19 protein-coding genes and 1 tRNA gene are annotated in these 17,615 nt (G+C 47.3%); 3 read left to right on the top strand and 17 right to left on the bottom strand.

Annotation, left to right across the window (positions count from 1 at the left end):
* Position 1: 1 nt before the first annotated feature.
* The 8 genes from pheT to EP25_RS0101615 all read right to left on the bottom strand — a co-directional run bounded on the left by pheT (position 2) and on the right by EP25_RS0101615 (position 7,346).
* The gene (pheT, locus tag EP25_RS0101655; protein ID WP_031432303.1) at positions 2–2,377 is read right to left on the bottom strand and encodes a phenylalanine--tRNA ligase subunit beta; all 2,376 of its coding nucleotides are present in this window, start codon (positions 2,375–2,377) and stop codon (positions 2–4) included.
* Positions 2,378–2,391: 14 nt separating this feature from the next.
* Positions 2,392–3,411: a phenylalanine--tRNA ligase subunit alpha gene (gene pheS / locus EP25_RS0101650; RefSeq protein WP_031432302.1), complete on the bottom strand. Its 1,020-nt coding sequence runs from the start codon at positions 3,409–3,411 to the stop codon at positions 2,392–2,394.
* A 141-nt stretch (positions 3,412–3,552) separates the two neighbouring features.
* Complete coding sequence (gene rplT / locus EP25_RS0101645) at positions 3,553–3,915, bottom strand: 50S ribosomal protein L20 (protein ID WP_031432301.1); 363 nt, start codon at positions 3,913–3,915, stop codon at positions 3,553–3,555.
* Between the two features lie 26 nt (positions 3,916–3,941).
* Complete coding sequence (rpmI, locus tag EP25_RS0101640) at positions 3,942–4,139, bottom strand: 50S ribosomal protein L35 (RefSeq protein ID WP_031432300.1); 198 nt, start codon at positions 4,137–4,139, stop codon at positions 3,942–3,944.
* A 152-nt stretch (positions 4,140–4,291) separates the two neighbouring features.
* Positions 4,292–4,816 carry a translation initiation factor IF-3 gene (infC, locus tag EP25_RS0101630; protein ID WP_084190916.1) on the bottom strand — a complete coding sequence of 175 codons (525 nt, stop codon included), beginning with the start codon at positions 4,814–4,816 and terminating at the stop codon, positions 4,292–4,294.
* A 22-nt stretch (positions 4,817–4,838) separates the two neighbouring features.
* Positions 4,839–6,746, bottom strand: coding sequence for a threonine--tRNA ligase (gene thrS / locus EP25_RS0101625; RefSeq protein WP_031432298.1), 1,908 nt, complete (start codon positions 6,744–6,746; stop codon positions 4,839–4,841).
* A gap of 55 nt (positions 6,747–6,801) precedes the next feature.
* Positions 6,802–6,878: transfer RNA gene (locus EP25_RS0101620), tRNA-Val, on the bottom strand.
* Positions 6,879–6,989: 111 nt separating this feature from the next.
* Entirely contained in the window at positions 6,990–7,346 is a 357-nt protein-coding gene (locus EP25_RS0101615; RefSeq protein ID WP_031432297.1) for a hypothetical protein, read from the bottom strand.
* A gap of 133 nt (positions 7,347–7,479) precedes the next feature.
* Between EP25_RS0101615 and EP25_RS23380 the strand changes: the two genes are divergently transcribed.
* Entirely contained in the window at positions 7,480–7,638 is a 159-nt protein-coding gene (locus EP25_RS23380) for a hypothetical protein (protein WP_160172681.1), read from the top strand.
* 188 nt (positions 7,639–7,826) lie between these two features.
* Here the strand turns inward: EP25_RS23380 and EP25_RS22790 are convergent, their stop codons facing one another.
* Entirely contained in the window at positions 7,827–8,036 is a 210-nt protein-coding gene (locus tag EP25_RS22790; protein ID WP_084190915.1) for a TonB-dependent receptor plug domain-containing protein, read from the bottom strand.
* Positions 8,037–8,332: 296 nt separating this feature from the next.
* Between EP25_RS22790 and EP25_RS0101605 the strand changes: the two genes are divergently transcribed.
* Positions 8,333–9,049: a sulfite exporter TauE/SafE family protein gene (locus EP25_RS0101605; protein ID WP_031432296.1), complete on the top strand. Its 717-nt coding sequence runs from the start codon at positions 8,333–8,335 to the stop codon at positions 9,047–9,049.
* Positions 9,050–9,065: 16 nt separating this feature from the next.
* A complete protein-coding gene (locus EP25_RS0101600) occupies positions 9,066–10,025 on the top strand; it encodes a sigma-54 interaction domain-containing protein (RefSeq protein WP_031432295.1) in 960 nt (319 codons plus the stop codon).
* Positions 10,026–10,120: 95 nt separating this feature from the next.
* On the opposite strand, the gene EP25_RS0101595 is transcribed toward EP25_RS0101600, so the two are convergent.
* The 8 genes from EP25_RS0101595 to lepA form a co-directional block, all read right to left on the bottom strand.
* Positions 10,121–10,861 (bottom strand): PP2C family protein-serine/threonine phosphatase, encoded by a 741-nt coding sequence (locus tag EP25_RS0101595; protein ID WP_031432294.1) that lies wholly within the window; start codon positions 10,859–10,861, stop codon positions 10,121–10,123.
* A 1-nt stretch (position 10,862) separates the two neighbouring features.
* Positions 10,863–11,606, bottom strand: coding sequence for a pyridoxine 5'-phosphate synthase (pdxJ, locus tag EP25_RS0101590; protein WP_031432293.1), 744 nt, complete (start codon positions 11,604–11,606; stop codon positions 10,863–10,865).
* 138 nt (positions 11,607–11,744) lie between these two features.
* Positions 11,745–12,455, bottom strand: a complete 711-nt coding sequence (gene recO / locus EP25_RS0101585; protein WP_031432292.1) for a DNA repair protein RecO — start codon at positions 12,453–12,455, stop codon at positions 11,745–11,747.
* Between the two features lie 11 nt (positions 12,456–12,466).
* The gene (era, locus tag EP25_RS0101580) at positions 12,467–13,354 is read right to left on the bottom strand and encodes a GTPase Era (RefSeq protein WP_031432291.1); all 888 of its coding nucleotides are present in this window, start codon (positions 13,352–13,354) and stop codon (positions 12,467–12,469) included.
* Complete coding sequence (rnc, locus tag EP25_RS0101575; RefSeq protein ID WP_031432290.1) at positions 13,351–14,034, bottom strand: ribonuclease III; 684 nt, start codon at positions 14,032–14,034, stop codon at positions 13,351–13,353. The genes era and rnc overlap by 4 nt, the downstream gene beginning before the upstream one ends.
* Positions 14,031–14,408 (bottom strand): DUF4845 domain-containing protein, encoded by a 378-nt coding sequence (locus tag EP25_RS0101570; RefSeq protein ID WP_031432289.1) that lies wholly within the window; start codon positions 14,406–14,408, stop codon positions 14,031–14,033. Before EP25_RS0101570 ends, rnc begins: the two co-directional genes overlap by 4 nt.
* A 41-nt stretch (positions 14,409–14,449) precedes the next feature.
* Positions 14,450–15,226 carry a signal peptidase I gene (gene lepB / locus EP25_RS0101565; RefSeq protein ID WP_031432288.1) on the bottom strand — a complete coding sequence of 259 codons (777 nt, stop codon included), beginning with the start codon at positions 15,224–15,226 and terminating at the stop codon, positions 14,450–14,452.
* Between the two features lie 271 nt (positions 15,227–15,497).
* Positions 15,498–17,297 carry a translation elongation factor 4 gene (lepA, locus tag EP25_RS0101560; protein WP_031432287.1) on the bottom strand — a complete coding sequence of 600 codons (1,800 nt, stop codon included), beginning with the start codon at positions 17,295–17,297 and terminating at the stop codon, positions 15,498–15,500.
* Positions 17,298–17,615 lie beyond the last annotated feature (318 nt).

Raw genomic sequence — 17,615 nt, 5'->3', positions numbered from 1 at the left:
ATCAGTCCCTCAATTTTGCACTTAATTCTGTCATTAATGCATGCAATACGTTGTTAAATATAGCATCAATTTCAGAATCCGTGAGTGTTTGTGAAAAATCTTGCAATGTGAGACTCAGTGCAACGCTTTTATAACCGTCTTCCACTCCGGCGCCACGATAAACATCGAAAATACGCACGGATTGTATCGCCTGTTCCCTACAATTCTCAATACAAGCAATAATTTCAGCTGCCGTAACCTTATTCGCGACGGTAACCGCCAAATCGCGTCTGACCGACGGAAAGCGCGACAGCGATTTGAATACCGGAACGCGTTTTTCCAATACTTTATTTAGTTCCAGTTCGAATAAGAAAACCTGACTGTCGAATCCCAATTGTTTTTCCAAAGTCGGATGCAGCATGCCCAGCCAGCCGAGCGCCTCACCCGCATCGTTAAACAGTTGCGCCGACTGGCCTGGATGCAAGGCCGAATGCTTTTCCGCCTTAAAAGCAACCCTACTTCCGCTCAAAGAAAACAAAGCCTCGAGATCGGCTTTCACATCGAAGAAATCGATCTTACGTGTTTTTTCGGCCCATTGCTCGGCATGAACGCCACCCAAGGCCAAACCGGCCAACATCGGCTGCTGCAATGTCTCGCCGTTGTGTCTTATAAAACGCAGACCGCTTTCAAACAATCTGACCCGGTTTTGCTGGCGCTTGGTATTGTAAAGCGCCGCATTCAGTAGACCACACCACAAGGTGGTACGCATCACCGACAATTCGGATGAAATCGGGTTTTGCAGGCGGATGACTTCGTCGTTCGGAGCCAGCATCTGCTGGATGTCCTCGTCAACAAAGCTATAGGTAATGGCTTCCTGGTAACCGCGATCCACCAATAAGTTCTTGGCTCTATCCAGGGGCAGTAAAGCCTCAGGCGCCTTGCCCAATTCGGTACGCATCAACAAACTGCTATTCGGCAGATTGTTATACCCATAGATCCGCGCGATTTCCTCTATCAAGTCGGCTTCGATCGCGATATCGAAGCGGCAACCCGGTGGCGTGATTTCCCAGCCATCGACAATCGTCGCCACCTGCATGCCGAGACCACGAAAGATCGCAACGACTTCGTCATCGGCAATTGCTAAACCGAGAATTTTCCCGATACGCTCACGTCTCAGTTCAACCGGGGCCCGTTGCGGCAGATGCTCATAATGACTGACTTCGGTGATAGCGCCCGCCTCACCGCCGCTAATTTCGATGATTAATTGCGTCGCCCGATCGATTGCCCGTTGTTGCAAGGTAAAATCGACGCCGCGCTCAAAACGGTGGGAAGAGTCGGTATGCAGCCCGAACTGGCGCGCCTTTCCTGCGATGCTGGTAGGACTGAAGAATGCGCATTCCAGAAAAATGTCTCGAGTATCATCACTTACCGCGGAACTTTCTCCACCCATGACCCCTGCTAAAGCCAACGCTTGGTGTTGGTCGGCGATGACTAGCGCCTCCCCATCCAACTTAATGGTTTGCTCGTTCAACAACTTCAGCTCTTCATTCCGGCGGCTTTTTCTGACTACGATTCCGCCATTTAATTTGGCCGCATCGAAGGCGTGCAGCGGTTGTCCCAATTCCACCAACACATAGTTGGTTACATCCACCAAGGGGCCAAGACTTCTTATGCCGGAGCGGCGCAATTTTTCCTGCATCCACATCGGCGTTTCCGCTTGCGGATTGACGTTCTTGATCAACCGCCCCAAATAACGCGGGCAATCTTGCGGTGCTCCCACCTCGACATTCAACACATCCTCGTGAGCAATCTTGACTTCCGCAACCTGTACCGGTGCCCAATTCATTTTATTCAAAACAGCCAGTTCACGTGCAATACCCTCCACACTTAAACAATCGGCGCGGTTAGGAGTCAGATCGACTTCAATCAACGAATCATCTAAAGCCAGGTATTCGCGGATATCCGTGCCCACTGGCGCATCATCAGGCAACTCCATTAGGCCACTGGCGTCATCGGCAAGTCCCAATTCCTTTTCCGAACAAAGCATGCCAAACGACAACTCGCCGCGTAATTTGGATTTCTTAATCTTGAAATCGCCGGGCAGAACGGCGCCAATCAAAGCGGCCGGTATTTTCAATCCTTCGCGAACATTACTGGCACCACAAACTATTTGTATCGGCTCCGCTTCGCCGACATTAACTTGGCAGACTTTTAATTTATCGGCATTCGGGTGCTGAACCATCGACACCACTTGCGCGACAACAACATGACTGAATTTGGCCGCTGCAGGCTCCACTGAATCGACTTCCAGGCCGGCCATGGTCAACTGCTCCACCAATTCATCAGTGGTAACGGACGGGTTGACCAGTTCTCTTAACCAGGCTTCACTAACTTGCATGACTCAACCCTTCCTTAATTAAATTGTTCCAGAAACTTAAGATCATTTTCGAAAAACAAGCGCAAATCATTGATGCCATAGCGCAGCATCGCCAGTCGCTCTACCCCCATGCCGAAAGCAAAACCACTGTTTTGTTCGCTGTCGATGTTGACTGCCTTGAAGACTTCCGGATGAATCATGCCGCACCCCATCACTTCCAGCCAACCAGTATGTCCGCATACACGACAGCCTTCACCGCCGCACATCACGCATTCGATATCCACTTCGGCGGAAGGCTCGGTGAACGGGAAATAAGAAGGCCTGAAACGTACCTGTATGTCTTTCTCGAAGAAGGCGCGCAAAAATTCATAGACAGTCCCTTTCAGGTCGGCAAAACTGACCTCGGAATCCACCAAAAACCCCTCAACCTGATGAAACATCGGCGTATGAGTCAAATCGGAATCGCAACGATAGACTCGGCCCGGCGCGATTACTTTCAACGGCGGCTTGTTCGCTTCCATCGCCCGGATTTGTACCGGCGAGGTATGGGTTCGCAACAAGGTATGGGCATCGAAATAAAAGGTATCGTGCATGGCCCTGGCCGGGTGATGCGCCGGAATATTCAGGGCTTCGAAATTATGGTAATCGTCCTCGATTTCCGGACCTTCTTCGACTTTAAAGCCTACCGAGGAAAAAATCTCGGCAATTCTTCGCAACGTAATCGTCACCGGATGCAAACCGCAGCTATTTTGCCCCCTACCCGGCAGCGTTACATCAATCGCTTCACTGGCAAGACGCGCTTCCAACGCTGCCCCTTGCATTACTTGCTTGCTATGTTCCAGCGCTTGTTGAAATTCGCTCTTTGCCTGATTGATCACCTGACCAACTTGACGGCGTTGATCGGGGTCTAATTTACCGAGTTCCTTCATTTGCAGGGTAAATGCACCCTTTTTTCCCAAATAATTGACTCTTACTTGATCGAGTTGGTTAAGGTCTTGTGCTTGGGCAAGCTCCGCTAAGGCTTGCTTGAGAATATCATCTATGTTGGCCGACACAGCACAGCTCGCTTTTTTACGTTAAATGGCAGGGGAGAAATAAGGAAAAATAACTGTCGTTATTTTTTATGTAAATACCCCCGCCCTGTCGAGCGAGGGTATGCATACCTACTAAAGTTAGCTAATAGGCTTGCTGTTTCCTTACGGTTGACTTTGATTCGCTTTAGCAATTTCAGCGATTTGAGCAAATGCATCCATATCGCGCACCGCAAGGTCAGCCAATACTTTACGATCGATCGCAACATTGGCTTTGTTCAAACCGTTGATCAAACGGCTATAGGAAATCCCGCATAGCCGTGCCGCCGCGTTGATGCGTACGATCCACAAGGCGCGGAATTGACGTTTTCTTTGTTTACGGTCACGATAGGCATATTGCCCCGCCTTGATGACCGCTTGTTTGGCGACACGATAGACACGGCTTCTTGCGCCGTAATAGCCTTTCGCTTGCTTTAGAATTTTTTTATGTCTTGCTCTGGCGGTGACGCCGCGTTTTACTCTAGGCATAGTCTCTTCTCTTTGCGTTAAAAAAGTTAACTGTAAGGCAACATACGCGCAACCATTGGCGCATCTGCTGCATGAAGAGTTGCCGCTTTACGCAACTGCCTTTTTCTTTTAGTCGATTTTTTTGTCAGAATATGGCGTCTGTGCGACTGGTTACATTTAAAACTGCCGCCGCCATTTCTTTTGAACCGCTTGCCGGCGCCGCTATGGCTTTTCATTTTAGGCATTTGTTTTCTCCAAATTAAAAGTAATTAAACATCCCTGAAATAAAAAAACGACAAGGCAAAATGCATGGCCCGGCCGAATTTCTTGTATCGCATACGATACGTCAATAATGACTCATCCACGGTCATCAAGCTGTTTTATAAAACAACCAAAACTATTTTTTCTTTTTAGGCCCCATCACCATGACCATCTGCCGGCCTTCCATTTTTGGAAATTGCTCGACCGCTGCCAGCTCTTCCAAATCCTGTTCGATCCGCTTCAGCAACTCCATTCCAATTTCACGGTGCGCCATTTCACGCCCCCGAAAGCGAATGGTAATCTTGGTCTTATTGCCTTCGTTCAGAAATTTGATCAGGTTTCTTAGCTTGACCTGGTAGTCGCCTTCTTCCGTACCCGGCCTGAACTTGATTTCTTTAACCTGAATCAGTTTTTGTTTTTTCTTGGCGGCCTGTTGCTTTTTATTTTGCTCGAACTGGTATTTGCCATAATCCATTATCTTACAGACTGGAGGATCGGCATTGGGTGAAATTTCCACTAGATCCAAATTTGCATCATACGCAAGCTGTTTAGCCTCCGTTAATGAAATAATCCCGATTTGTTCGCCTTCAGCGCCAATGACTCTTACGCGTCTTGCGGTAATATCATCATTCAGACGCGTTGTATCTCTTTTAGAAGCGATGCCCTAATCCTCCAAGTAATTATTATTGTCTGTTTGCAATCTCTTCTCTGAAGCGTTCGCTTAGTTGATCGATTGTCAAACCGCCCAGATCTTCACCTTTTTGCGTGCGTACCGCAATGGTCTGATTTTCCAATTCCTTATCGCCAAGGATAAGAAGATACGGTACGCGTTGCATCGAATGCTCGCGAATTTTAAAACCTATCTTCTCATTTCTCAAGTCGATTTTCACGCGAAAACCTAGCCGCTCCAACTGTTTTCTCACTTGTTCGGCGTATTCGGCTTGACGATCGACGATATTCATAATTACTGCCTGAACCGGCGCCAACCACAACGGAAAAGTACCGGCATGATGCTCGATCAGAATACCGATGAAGCGCTCCAGCGATCCCAGTATTGCCCTGTGCAACATAACCGGCACCTGCCTGGAACCATCCTCGGCGACATAACTCGCATCAAGGCGTCCCGGCATGGAAAAATCAACCTGTATTGTACCGCATTGCCACACCCTGCCAATACAGTCTTTCAAGGAAAATTCGATCTTAGGTCCGTAGAAGGCCCCCTCTCCCGGCTGTAACTCCCAATCCAGCCGCTTATTATTCAAGGCTAACTCTAGGGCTTGTTCGGCCTTGTCCCATACCGAATCATCCCCAACCCTATTTTCCGGCCGAGTGGAAAGCTTGATAATGACGTCTTCGAAACCGAAGTCTTTGTATACCTCGAACAACAAATCGATAAAGGTGGAAACCTCGTCCTGGATCTGGTCTTCGCTACAGAATATATGGGCATCGTCCTGCACGAAGTTTCTGACCCGCATCAAACCATGCAGCGTTCCCGACGGCTCGTTACGATGACAAGACCCAAACTCGGCCATACGGATCGGCAAATCGCGATAGCTTTTCAGGCCTTGATTGTAGATTTGGATGTGACAAGGGCAATTCATCGGCTTGACCGCATAGTCGCGGTTTTCCGAATGGGTGGTAAAAATCATGTCGCCGAACTTGTCCCAATGGCCGGACTTCTCCCACAAGGAACGATCCACGACCTGAGGCGTTTTTACTTCGCCATAGCCGTTGACGCGCAACTTTTCGCGAATGTATTGCTCGACCTGCTGATAGATAGTCCACCCTTTATCGTGCCAGAACACCATACCGGGGGCTTCTTCCTGGGCATGAAACAAATCCAGCGCCTTACCTAACTTGCGATGATCTCTTTTCTCGGCCTCCTCCAGGCGATGCAGATATTCCTTCAATTGCTTTTTATCGCCCCAGGCAGTGCCGTAAATGCGTTGCAACATTTCGTTGCTGGAATCGCCGCGCCAATAGGCACCGGCGATTTTCATCAACTTGAAGGACTTTAACTTGCCCGTGCTGGGCACATGGGGTCCCCGACAAAGATCGGTAAAATCGCCCTGCTGATACAGCGACAAAGATTCATTGCTAGGAATCGACTCGATGATTTCGGCCTTGTAGTCCTCGCCCAAGCCCTTGAAGAATTGCACAGCCTCGTCCCTGGACAAAACCGAACGACTGATCTCAATATCCTCGGCGACCAACTGCTGCATTCTCTTTTCTATTGCCTGCAAATCTTCCGGCGTAAAGGGTCGCTCATAGGAAAAATCATAATAAAAGCCGTTTTCGACAACCGGGCCGATGGTGACTTGCGCGGTCGGAAACAATTGCTTGACAGCCTGCGCCAGCAAATGCGCAGTGGAATGACGAATGACTTCGATGCCTTCCTCGTCCTTTGCAGTAATAATTTGCAACTCGGCATCTTGCTCTATGAATGTGGAAGCATCAACCAGTCGATCATTTACCTTTCCCGCCAAGGTCGCCTTAGCCAGCCCTGAACCAATCGACTGTGCAACATCCATCACGGTGACGGCATGATCAAATTGACGCTGGGAACCATCGGGAAGTGTAATTACTGGCATTTTTCTTTTCCACAATAAAAAAAAGCATCACTAAGGATGCTTTCATATATATTCTTGGTAGGCGCGAGTGGATTCGAACCACCGACCCCCACCATGTCAAGGTGGTGCTCTAACCAACTGAGCTACGCGCCTGTCGTCTACCGTTCGAGCTGCTTATTATTTCAGCTCTTTATTTATATTGCAACACTTTTTATCGAAAATTAGAAAAGCGCGGCCGATTCGTCCGCGTAAACATCACATGCGTTAGCGGTTATAACTTAAAGTTGCATAAACATTACGCCCGGGAGAGCCTACTCGCTGAGTCGGATTCGCCACATTCGCCAGAGTCATTGGATCCACCTCGCTCAAACCATTCAAATGATCGTAATGTTTGGTGCCCAGGACGTTTTCAATAACGAGTCCGATGACGATACCTTGACATAAAATGCTCATCATAGACATTAACAAAACCGCATCGTGGTTTGCCTTATCTTCATATACACCGATTTCCATTTCACCGTCGAACAAAGCAAACGAATATGCGAGATCGATACCGCCAGCTTCCACCTCTGTCAGAATTGCCATTTGGGTTACATTATTATGCATCGTGTTGCTATCCATCCAATGCCGCTTTTTTTTGGCAGTGAAACATTAGCCTTCAATTTACCGCCATTACCCATATCCCAACATAATTGGCATCATACAAGCCAACTCTAACATAGACGATATCCATGGGTAACGAAGGAGTGCCAGCATGACCGGAATTCTTATTGCTGTAATTGATACTGAATTCATGACCATCGCGTTGATAGCCATTACCCGCAGCAAAGGCATTTCTATCATATTCAACCGACACTTGTTCCTGCCTTTGTCGGATCCGGTAATCGCACCCCCGTTCCTGGTAGCCGCTTAAATACGCCTTATGGTTTTAGTCGCACCAGCCCCAAGTAAAACGCCGTAACGCCCATCTTCGACCGAACTGAAACCCATGGATGCAACACCGTTAGTTTCGATACCATCCCCTTCCGCAAACTCCCCTTACGAGACTCAACTTTCATTGCACAGCCGATGGTGCCGATGCCGCTACTTACTGGCGCGATGCTACTTCAGCGACCCGGTTAATGCGCCCGGAATATGGCTTAACGGTGGATCCATACTGTTTGGCTCGACTTCTTTCATGTTTAAACCATTGACAGAAATATTGATGCGATTGCCACACATCCCTCGATACGCAACAAGACCAGTCAAAGAACCATTACGTTTCACATTGGCGCCCGGAACACGAGCCAACAAAGACGCGGCATCCTTCATTCCTGATGCTCTGCAAGCACCTGAACCGACATTACCATGCCAGCAGTAACTGCCAAATTGATTTTGGTTTCTCAGGAAGCATCCCTCTATATAAATTCAACCATCTTCAATTATCAAGCTTATTACAGACCATCGATTATTTGCTTTTAAACAACAAAAACTTAAAAAAGAAGCAACATGACAAAATAATTGAGCTATGTTATTTAAAGCATTTGTTTTGCGTCATATGCCTTATTTTTTTCGTTTAGCTCAATAATTGCTTCATCATTTTTCCATAACTATGATAATGTGCGCGCATGGCTTACGAACTAACCTTTAGCACATCATATGTTTTTGCCTTTGCAATGGGCCTCTTCAGCAGTTTTCATTGTTTAGGCATGTGTGGATCGATTATAGGAAGCTTAACGCTCAGTCTCAGTCCGGAAATTCGAAATAATAAAAGCCGTCTTTTTCCATTTTTACTTAACTACAATATTGGTCGTATATTTAGCTACGTCATAGCCGGCTGCCTAGTAGGAATCTTTCAATTTTTTTTCACTATTCCCTTCGGCGAGAGCCAAGGACATAGAGTTTTGCAGATCCTATCCGCATTATTCATGACTGGCGCAGGGTTATATATAGGCGGGTGGTTTCCAAGATTAGCCTATATTGAAAAAGCAGGGTCCCGATTCTGGAAATTAATAGAGCCCTACGGCAGACGTTTGATTCCGGTTAAAACAAAACCACAAGCCTTCATGTTTGGTATGGTCTGGGGATGGCTGCCATGCGGCTTGGTATATACATCTTTAGCCCTTGCGGCAACGACCGGGGATATCGTTCGTAGCGCCCTTACCATGCTGGCTTTTGGGTTAGGGACTTTACCTGCCGTGTTGGGTGTCGGTATAATGACCGAGAATTTGGCAAAATTGTCCCGAATGCAGCGCTTTAAACAAATTATCGGCGTAATGTTTATATTTCTAGCGATAATGGCTGCATTCCCTTGGCTCTACCCCATGCGTTTACAACATTTTTAACGTAAAGAGGTTTTTTGTGGATCATTTCAATTCTATTATTGGTCATTCTCCAGCATTTGAGTCGATGTTGCGCAGCGCTAAAGTTGTCGCATCCACCGATGTTACTGTGCTCATTAAAGGTGAAACCGGTACTGGAAAGGAAGTCCTGGCTCGCGCTATTCAACGCGAAAGCTCAAGGTCGGACAAACCGTTCATCACATTAAATTGCGCGGCATTGCCCGAGGGATTAGTCGAATCTGAACTTTTTGGACACAAAAAAGGGGCCTTCACTGGCGCCGTGGGAAATAAACTAGGCTTATTCCAAGCGGCTGACGGTGGAACCTTATTTTTGGACGAAGTCAACTCATTGCCTTTATCGATTCAGGCAAAGCTGTTGCGCTTTCTCGAGTCAGGTGAATGCCTGGCGGTTGGTGAGACAAAACCTTATAAAGTAAATGTTCGCGTAATTGCCGCGACTAATACCGATCTGCTCAAACAAATCGAAAGCGGCGAATTTCGCCAAGATTTATACTTCAGGCTCAATGTTGTACCATTAGAATTGCCTTCATTGAAGGAACGCACCGAAGATATTGAAGCTTTAGCTAAACATTTCTTCAAGCATTTTGCTGAAGAACATTCTTTACAGCCGCCAAAATTCAGCAAACAAACCCTGAAAAAATTACGCTCTTACCAATGGCCGGGTAATATAAGAGAACTTCGCAACTTGTGCGAAAGACTAAGTATTTTGCTTGCCGGAAAAATCATAGAACCGGAAAATCTCCCACACGAATTTAGTGAAAGCGTCGCCCAGGATGATTTCGCCGCCGAATTCAAGCTACCCGAATATGGCTTGCAGTTGGATGCTTTAGAAGCCAATATGATTCATCAGGCATTGATCAGAACCAAGGGAAATCGCAGCAAATCGGCTCGTCTTCTGGGAATATCCCGAGACACTTTGCTTTACCGGATTCAAAAACACGGACTCGCTACACAATAGTCAATAAAATGCCATGATTCGGGCAATACGATTTTACAAATGGGGCTCAGTTACACATTGAGCCCTCTCGGAATTGACCATATTTTTTTCGTATTTCAGGAACGCGCTTTTACCATCTGTACGGTGATATTATCGCTTTTTCCTCCCGCCCTAAACGCCATTAATTTGACATATTTTTTTAGAGCCTGCTCATCGACTTCCTTTTGTGCCAAACCGATGATCTCATTTTCTTTAATAAATTCCCAAAAACCGTCACTGCATAAGATAAAGGTTTCATCTTTTTCCATCGCCGGATGAACAGCGATATCAGCCTTATGTTGATAGAGAACACCGATACTACGAGTTAGCTGGTTTTGCTCCGGATGCACTCCCATTTCTCTTTCGCTTAACAGGCCTTCATCAAGCATCTGCTGAATCAACGAATGATCCCGGGTGCGCCACAAAACCCGCTCCCTATTTAACCGGTAAATTCGCGTATCGCCACAATGCGCAGTTACCGTTTTGCTATTGTCCAGATAAAGGATCGCACAGGTGGTATACGCCTTATCCGCCATCGGATCGTCAGCAAACTGCCGTCGCATTTCAGTAATGGCCTCTTCAATCCATTTGCTGAATGTTCGTTCGGGATTACCGCTAATCATCGGTTGGTATTTTTCCAGTAACGAAAAAATACCCCGGCAGAGAAATCTTGAGGCCCTTTCGCCAGCATGATGTCCACCCAACCCATCCGCTACCATGAATAACGCATAGTCGGGACACACCCGTGCAGCCATGCAGTCTTGATTGATTCTGCGGTCACCCGCGGTGCTTAACTGGCAGAATTGGAGCTCAACCACATCAGTAATGATGCCTCGCTTGTCTCATCAAGGCTTTTAAATCCCTCACAGCACTTGTGAGCCCTGAGAACACAGCCTGGGCCACTATCGAATGCCCAATGTTCAACTCGACAATTTGGGGTATTCGGCAAATAGCTTCAACATTATAATAATTAAGTCCATGGCCGGCATTGACTTGTAAGCCATTGCGATGCGCATATTCGGCGGCTTCTTGTAGGCGCCGCAACTCCTGCATCTGAAGCGCTTTGCTTTCCGCATCGGCATAACATCCGGTGTGCAATTCCACGACCGGAACTCCAGCCGCCAAGGCCGCATCGATTTGCTGCTTTTCCGGGTCTATAAACAAAGACACCTCGACACCGGCAGCCGCCAGCTCGGCACATGCTTCGCGCATGCGCGATGGGGAAGCTGCCACATCCAGACCGCCTTCCGTCGTCAATTCCTCACGCTTTTCCGGCACTAGGCAACAAGCAAATGGCTTAACTTCGGTTGCAATAGCGATCATCTCATCCGTTACCGCCATTTCCAGATTTAACCGCGTATGCATCATTTGTTTGAGCAGGTAAATATCACGATCCTGGATATGTCGTCTGTCTTCACGTAAATGCGCGGTGATACCATCTGCACCGGCCTGTTCAGCCAATAAGGCCGCTTGAATCGGTTCAGGAAATTGGGTACCGCGCGCTTGACGCAATGTCGCGATATGATCGATATTAACGCCTAATAAAATTGGTAGTTTTTCCATTGACTTAAAATCCGCTCGTTAAATTTGTTTATCCCAAACATCCGATTCAGAATTGTTCCATCACAACATCCGTGCGGCAAGCAACGCATCTTGTTCACATGAAGGCGGCGATGCGACAAATCAACACACGACATAAAATCATTGCAGTTGTTTGATAACTTTTGCCAGTACTGTGCGGCTTTTTAAAACCCTTCCCTGCAATTGGTCGTCGAGTACCTGTCTCATCAGACGTTTAGCTTCAAACAACGCTTGTCGATTCAACTTACCCTTTTCCGCTAATGCCAACAAGGTTGTCCCATCGATATAACCCTCTTGATTGGCAGTTATGCCAACTCCTTTCTCAAAGATATACCGCCCGCCAGGTCGTACCGGGACATCGTGTTTAGTATCATGAGTCAAGGTTAATGCATAACCTGCGAATGCCAATAGTTTCAGTTCGAAGAAACGCAAGGTTTGTTCAACATCCGTTGCATTCATTAGCTGCTGCAAACAATGCCTATAAAGGCAATAAACCTCGGGATGCGGGTCATATTTATGCAAGAAATGGCAAACCAATTCATTGGCATAAAAGCCGCAAAACAGAGCGACACCCTGTAACGCTGCCCGCTGATTCATCAGCTCCACAGCCGTCATTACTTTCAGATCGCTCTTACCCTGGAAGGATAAGCGTAATTCCGAAAAGGGCATCAGCACCCCGGCGAAAGCCGATTTCTTTTTTCTAACGCCTTTGGCAAGAATCGTTACTACACCATAATCATGCGTCAACACATCCATAATGAGACTGCTTTCCCGATATTTTCTGTGCTGCAAAATGAATGCCGGCTGCAAGAGAACGACCCTATCATTCATCGCGTCGATTACTATTCAGTATCAATAAAGCCTAGGCTTTGGAGGGAACGCTCGCTATTTGACCAACCTTTTTTCACTTTAACCCAAAGCTGGAGATAGACTTTTTGATCAATGAGCTGTTGTATATCGGCCCTGGCATCGGAACCGATTTTCTTCAACATCTCCCCCTGCTTACCGATAACGATATTCTTTTGCGTGCTACGCTCAACCCAAATCACTGCGTAGATCTTGGTAATATTGGGTAATTCTTGATAATGCTCGATCTCTACTGTGATCGCGTAAGGCAATTCATCCCCGAGCCTGCGAGTCAGCTTTTCCCGGATAATTTCCGCCGCCAAAAAACGTTCGGGACGATCGGTAATTTGTTCTTCAGGATAGATCAAACCGCCTTCCGGCAGTAAATCCAGTATCGCTCGCTGCAGATTATCGAGATTAAACCCTTTTAAAGCCGAAACCGGGATCATTTGCTCGAAGGGATAGCGGTCGCGCGCTTCGGCGAAAAATGTCAGAATTTTTTCCTTGTCTTCAATCTTATCGACCTTATTGACCACCAATATTACCGGTAACCCGGCATGCCTCAACTTCTTAAAGATCTGTTCGTCGTATTCATGCCATGCCAGGCCGTCGATCAGCCAAACCACAACATCAACCCCAAGTAACGTGGTATCGGCAGTTCTATTTAAATAACGGTTTAGCGCTTTTTTCTCGTCCTGATGCATGCCCGGCGTATCCATGTAAATTACTTGGCCGGCTTCGGTAGTATTGATTCCCAGAATTCGATGCCGCGTCGTTTGCGGTTTTCTCGAAGTGATACTGATTTTCTGCCCCAGTATGTGATTCATCAAGGTAGATTTTCCGACATTAGGCCTACCAATTATCGCCACATAACCACATTTCATTTACTTTTACTCTGCAACAGATTCAACATTTTTTCGGCGGCGGCCTGTTCCGCCTTTTTTCTCGAGCCCCCTTCCGCCGTACAGACTTGGTCGACCAACTCGACACTACAGCTGACTTTAAATATTTGAGCATGCGCGGCACCGGATTGGCTGACCAGCTCATAGACGGGTAATTCCAATTGTTTGGCCTGCATCAGCTCTTGTAATTGAGTCTTAGGATCCTTGGTCCAATTGTCAGCACTTAATTCGGACAATTTTTCGGCAAACAACTCCAAAATCCAGCTCCGACAGGCATTGATGCCTTGGTCCTTTAAGATAGCCCCCATGATTGCTTCCATCGCATCGGAAAGAATCGAATCCCGGCGGAAGCCGCCACTCTTCAATTCGCCCGATCCCAAAATCAAATAATCCCCGACATTATGCTGCCTGGCCAGGTCGGCCAACGAATTTTGGTTGACCAGACTGGCCCGCAAACGGCTTAAAACACCCTCTCCCGCCTCGGGAAACATTTCGTAAAGCTGTTCCGCAATCACAAAACCTAATACCGAGTCACCCAGATATTCCAATCTTTCATTGTTTCTCGCCCCCATGCTGCGGTGGGTTAAGGCCATGCTGAACAAGTTCGGTTGCTTGAAGGTCAAACCCAGTCTTTTGGCGAGTTGTTCAGGTTTTTTGATCACTCGTTACCTACTTCAATCACTTCGTGGAATTCGGCCAAGGCGCTCAGGTTACCGAAGATCGGTTCCACCCGCTCATATTCAACTTCAATTTTCAGATAGCTCGGCAACTTCGTGATCTTAATGTCTCGACTATCGACATGTTCGACATAATTGATATCGAAACGTCTATATAATAATGTTTCGATTTCACGTTTACTTTTATTCTCAACGTCAGGCGTTTCCTTTAATGCCTCCAGGGCATTCACCACCTTGCTGTGGTTCAAGTAAATTGGCCCGATTTTTAAAATCAACAGGGTGAAAAAAGCTATCAAGGCCAGAATAATCGCGATGGAAATCATCGTCAGACCGCGCTGGCTGCTGGGCTTTTGTTTCATCATAGCTCCTAAAATAATCATTAAATACTTACAAGAATAGACTATTTAAGGATTGTGCCAATGCGGTCGAAGCCGACCCCTTTATGTTGCCAGTCCCAGCTCATCCAGATAAAAAATGCCTTGCCCACCAGGTTCTGTTCGGGAACCGTACCCCAATAACGACTATCATTACTATTGTCCCGATTGTCGCCCATCACAAAATAGTGGCCTGCGGGGACGACATACACGCCTTCAACCGATGGCAGGCCACGGCTGATGAGTATACTGTGTTCGACGCCCTGCAAATCCTCGAGCAAATGCTCTGCACCGCTCATGTTAGCACCTTGCCCGACACCCTGGTAACGGCCCAGCGACACTTGTTTCGCCAACTTGCCGTTAACATAAACCTTTTTATTGTAATAAGCGATGCGATCTCCCGGCAGCCCAATCACGCGCTTGATGTAATCGACCGTGGGATCTTTGGGATAGCGAAACACCACGATATCCCCCCTTTCCGGTTCGTCTATATCAATTACCTTGGTATTTAATACCGGTAAACGAATGCCATAACTGAATTTATTGACCAGAATAAAATCGCCAATCAATAACGTCGGCATCATCGAGCCGGAAGGAATCCTAAACGGCTCTACCAAGAAGGACCGGAGCAGCAGGACGATCAGAACGATAGGAAAAAAAGAACGCGCATATTCGATGACTAAAGGCTCTTTAACATCCTCGTATTGTCGCTTCGACAATTTTAGATAAAGAAGATAGCTCCCCCAAATAATGCCGGTTACGAAAGTCGCGGCGACCAGAAAAAAAGAAAAATCGTAATCCATGATAAAACGTTTTAATTAAAAAAAGACCTAGCCATCAGAAACTTAGAAACAACTATGAAATAACTTCTCCAAATGTCGGAAGAGGAATCGGTGGCTTGATTGACAGGTGTGGGCGGCAGGGCAGATTTTTTGCTCCTGCAAAATCCGCATTTCCACCATCCCTGGCGGGCAGATGCCGCCGTCAAGCCTACACGGATGTATTCACGGCCTCCTGTCAAGCGAGTTACCGAACCTGCGCAAAGCCTACGGGAAGTTATTATGTGCATATTCCTTAGTCTTTATTGACTTGCAATACCGCCAAAAAAGCTTCCTGCGGAATTTCAATGCTACCGACCTGTTTCATGCGTTTTTTCCCCGCCTTCTGTTTTTCCAATAATTTTTTCTTACGGGTAATGTCACCGCCATAACATTTGGCCGTCACATTCTTACGCATGGCTTTAACCGTCGAACGGGCGATAATTTTAGAACCGATCGCCGCCTGTATCGCCACTTCATACATTTGCCGGGGAATCAGATCCTTCATTTTATCGACCAATTCGCGCCCTCGGGTTTGACTCAAGTCCCGGTGAACGATAATCGATAGCGCATCAACCTTGTCGCCATTGATCAACACATCCAGCTTGACCAAAGGTGCCGTCTCGAAGCGCAGAAATTCATAATCAAACGAGGCATAACCGCGACTGACAGATTTCAAACGATCGAAAAAGTCCAATACCACTTCGCTCATCGGCATTTCATAACTCAACGCCACCTGGCTACCGCTGTATTGCATGTTTTTCTGCACACCGCGTTTTTCGACACAGAGATTGATCACATTGCCCAGATAATCCTGAGGAACCAAAATATTGGCTTGGATGATAGGCTCGCGGATTTCCGTGATGGTACCTATCTCTGGCAATTTGGCCGGGTTATCGACCATCAACACCTCACCGGAATGCGTCTCCACCTCGTAAATTACGGTGGGCGCGGTGGTGATCAAATCGATATTGTATTCTCGCTCCAACCGTTCCTGCACGATTTCCATATGCAGCATACCCAGGAAACCGCAGCGAAAGCCAAAGCCTAGCGCCTGCGATGTTTCCGGCTCGAAATTCAAGGCCGCATCGTTCAAGCGCAATTTATCCAAGGCCTCGCGCATGCTGCCATAATCGTCGGAACTGACCGGATAAAGACCGGCGAATACGCGCGGCTGTACCTTTTCAAAACCAGGCAGCGGCTCCTTCGCGGGGTTATCCGCCAACGTAATGGTGTCGCCGACCGGGGCGCCGAAAATATCCTTGATTCCGGCCACCAAGAAACCAACCTCTCCGGTATGCAACACATCCTTATCGGTCTGTTTGGGCGTGTAAACGCCGATTTTTTCCGCCAAAAAAGATTTGCCGGTGGACATGACGGTGATCTTCTGCTTCCTGCGCAGACTGCCACTAACGATTCGGACCAACGAGACCACGCCTAGATAATTGTCAAACCAGGAATCTATGATCAGGGCCTTCATCGGTGCATTCTCGTCGCCACTAGGCGGGGGAATCTTTTGCACTAATTGCTCCAGAACATCTTCGACACCCAACCCCGTTTTTGCACTAATTTTCAGCGCTTCGTCAGCCGGAATACCGATCACATCCTCGATTTCCGCCATTACCCGTTCCGGTTCGGCCGAAGGCAAGTCGATCTTGTTCAAGACCGGCACCACTTCGAGGCCTTGATCGATCGCGGTATAGCAATTGGCGACACTCTGCGCTTCCACCCCCTGGGCAGCATCGACGATTAATAAGGCGCCTTCACAAGCCGCGAGCGAACGGGAAACCTCGTAGGAAAAATCGACGTGTCCCGGTGTATCGATAAAATTTAACTGGTAAATGTCCCCATCTTTAGCCTGATAGTTCAAGGTGACACTTTGCGCCTTGATCGTGATACCTCTCTCCCGCTCCAGGTCCATCGAATCGAGCACCTGTTCCGCCATTTCACGCTCGGTCAGGCCGCCACAAATCTGGATAAACCGGTCGGCCAAAGTCGATTTACCATGATCGATATGAGCGATAATGGAGAAGTTTCTGATATGTTTTTGATCCACTTAAGTTTTACTGATAGTAAGGTTAATTTTAAGATGAGTGAACGCAAGCCTCCGATACTCGCGTAAAGGACTTATTGTAGCAGATAGGCATACTCCTGGAATACATATCAAACAATAACGGTATTGCGCGACGTATGCCATCTTACCGCAAGAGGCAAAGAACAGGGGGCTGAATAAATTCGTGCTGAAAAATACCGTGTTCGGCCGGGGAATACGATTTTTCAAGGTCTCAAAAAAACGACCGATTAATCCGATCGTTTTTTACCATGCTCACTAGAACCCCATAACACACTGATTAAAAAAAATTTCCTGGGATCA

This window comes from Methylomarinum vadi (genome assembly GCF_000733935.1).
GTDB lineage: Bacteria > Pseudomonadota > Gammaproteobacteria > Methylococcales > Methylomonadaceae > Methylomarinum > Methylomarinum vadi.
This window is presented reverse-complemented; position numbering and strand designations above follow the sequence as displayed.

Excerpts from the sequence above, each read along its gene's own strand:
- EP25_RS22790 (WP_084190915.1), bottom strand. The coding sequence starts at position 8,036 with ATGAAGGATGCCGCGTCTTTGTTGGCTCGTGTTCCGGGCGCCAATGTG.
- rpmI (WP_031432300.1), bottom strand. The coding sequence starts at position 4,139 with ATGCCTAAAATGAAAAGCCATAGCGGCGCCGGCAAGCGGTTCAAAAGA.
- EP25_RS0101570 (WP_031432289.1), bottom strand. The coding sequence starts at position 14,408 with ATGAAACAAAAGCCCAGCAGCCAGCGCGGTCTGACGATGATTTCCATC.
- pheT (WP_031432303.1), bottom strand. The coding sequence starts at position 2,377 with ATGCAAGTTAGTGAAGCCTGGTTAAGAGAACTGGTCAACCCGTCCGTT.
- era (WP_031432291.1), bottom strand. The coding sequence starts at position 13,354 with ATGAAATGTGGTTATGTGGCGATAATTGGTAGGCCTAATGTCGGAAAA.
- thrS (WP_031432298.1), bottom strand. The coding sequence starts at position 6,746 with ATGCCAGTAATTACACTTCCCGATGGTTCCCAGCGTCAATTTGATCAT.
- EP25_RS0101615 (WP_031432297.1), bottom strand. The coding sequence starts at position 7,346 with ATGGATAGCAACACGATGCATAATAATGTAACCCAAATGGCAATTCTG.
- lepB (WP_031432288.1), bottom strand. The coding sequence starts at position 15,226 with ATGGATTACGATTTTTCTTTTTTTCTGGTCGCCGCGACTTTCGTAACC.
- recO (WP_031432292.1), bottom strand. The coding sequence starts at position 12,455 with ATGAATGATAGGGTCGTTCTCTTGCAGCCGGCATTCATTTTGCAGCAC.
- rplT (WP_031432301.1), bottom strand. The coding sequence starts at position 3,915 with ATGCCTAGAGTAAAACGCGGCGTCACCGCCAGAGCAAGACATAAAAAA.
- EP25_RS0101605 (WP_031432296.1), top strand. The coding sequence starts at position 8,333 with ATGGCTTACGAACTAACCTTTAGCACATCATATGTTTTTGCCTTTGCA.
- EP25_RS23380 (WP_160172681.1), top strand. The coding sequence starts at position 7,480 with ATGACCGGAATTCTTATTGCTGTAATTGATACTGAATTCATGACCATC.
- pdxJ (WP_031432293.1), bottom strand. The coding sequence starts at position 11,606 with ATGGAAAAACTACCAATTTTATTAGGCGTTAATATCGATCATATCGCG.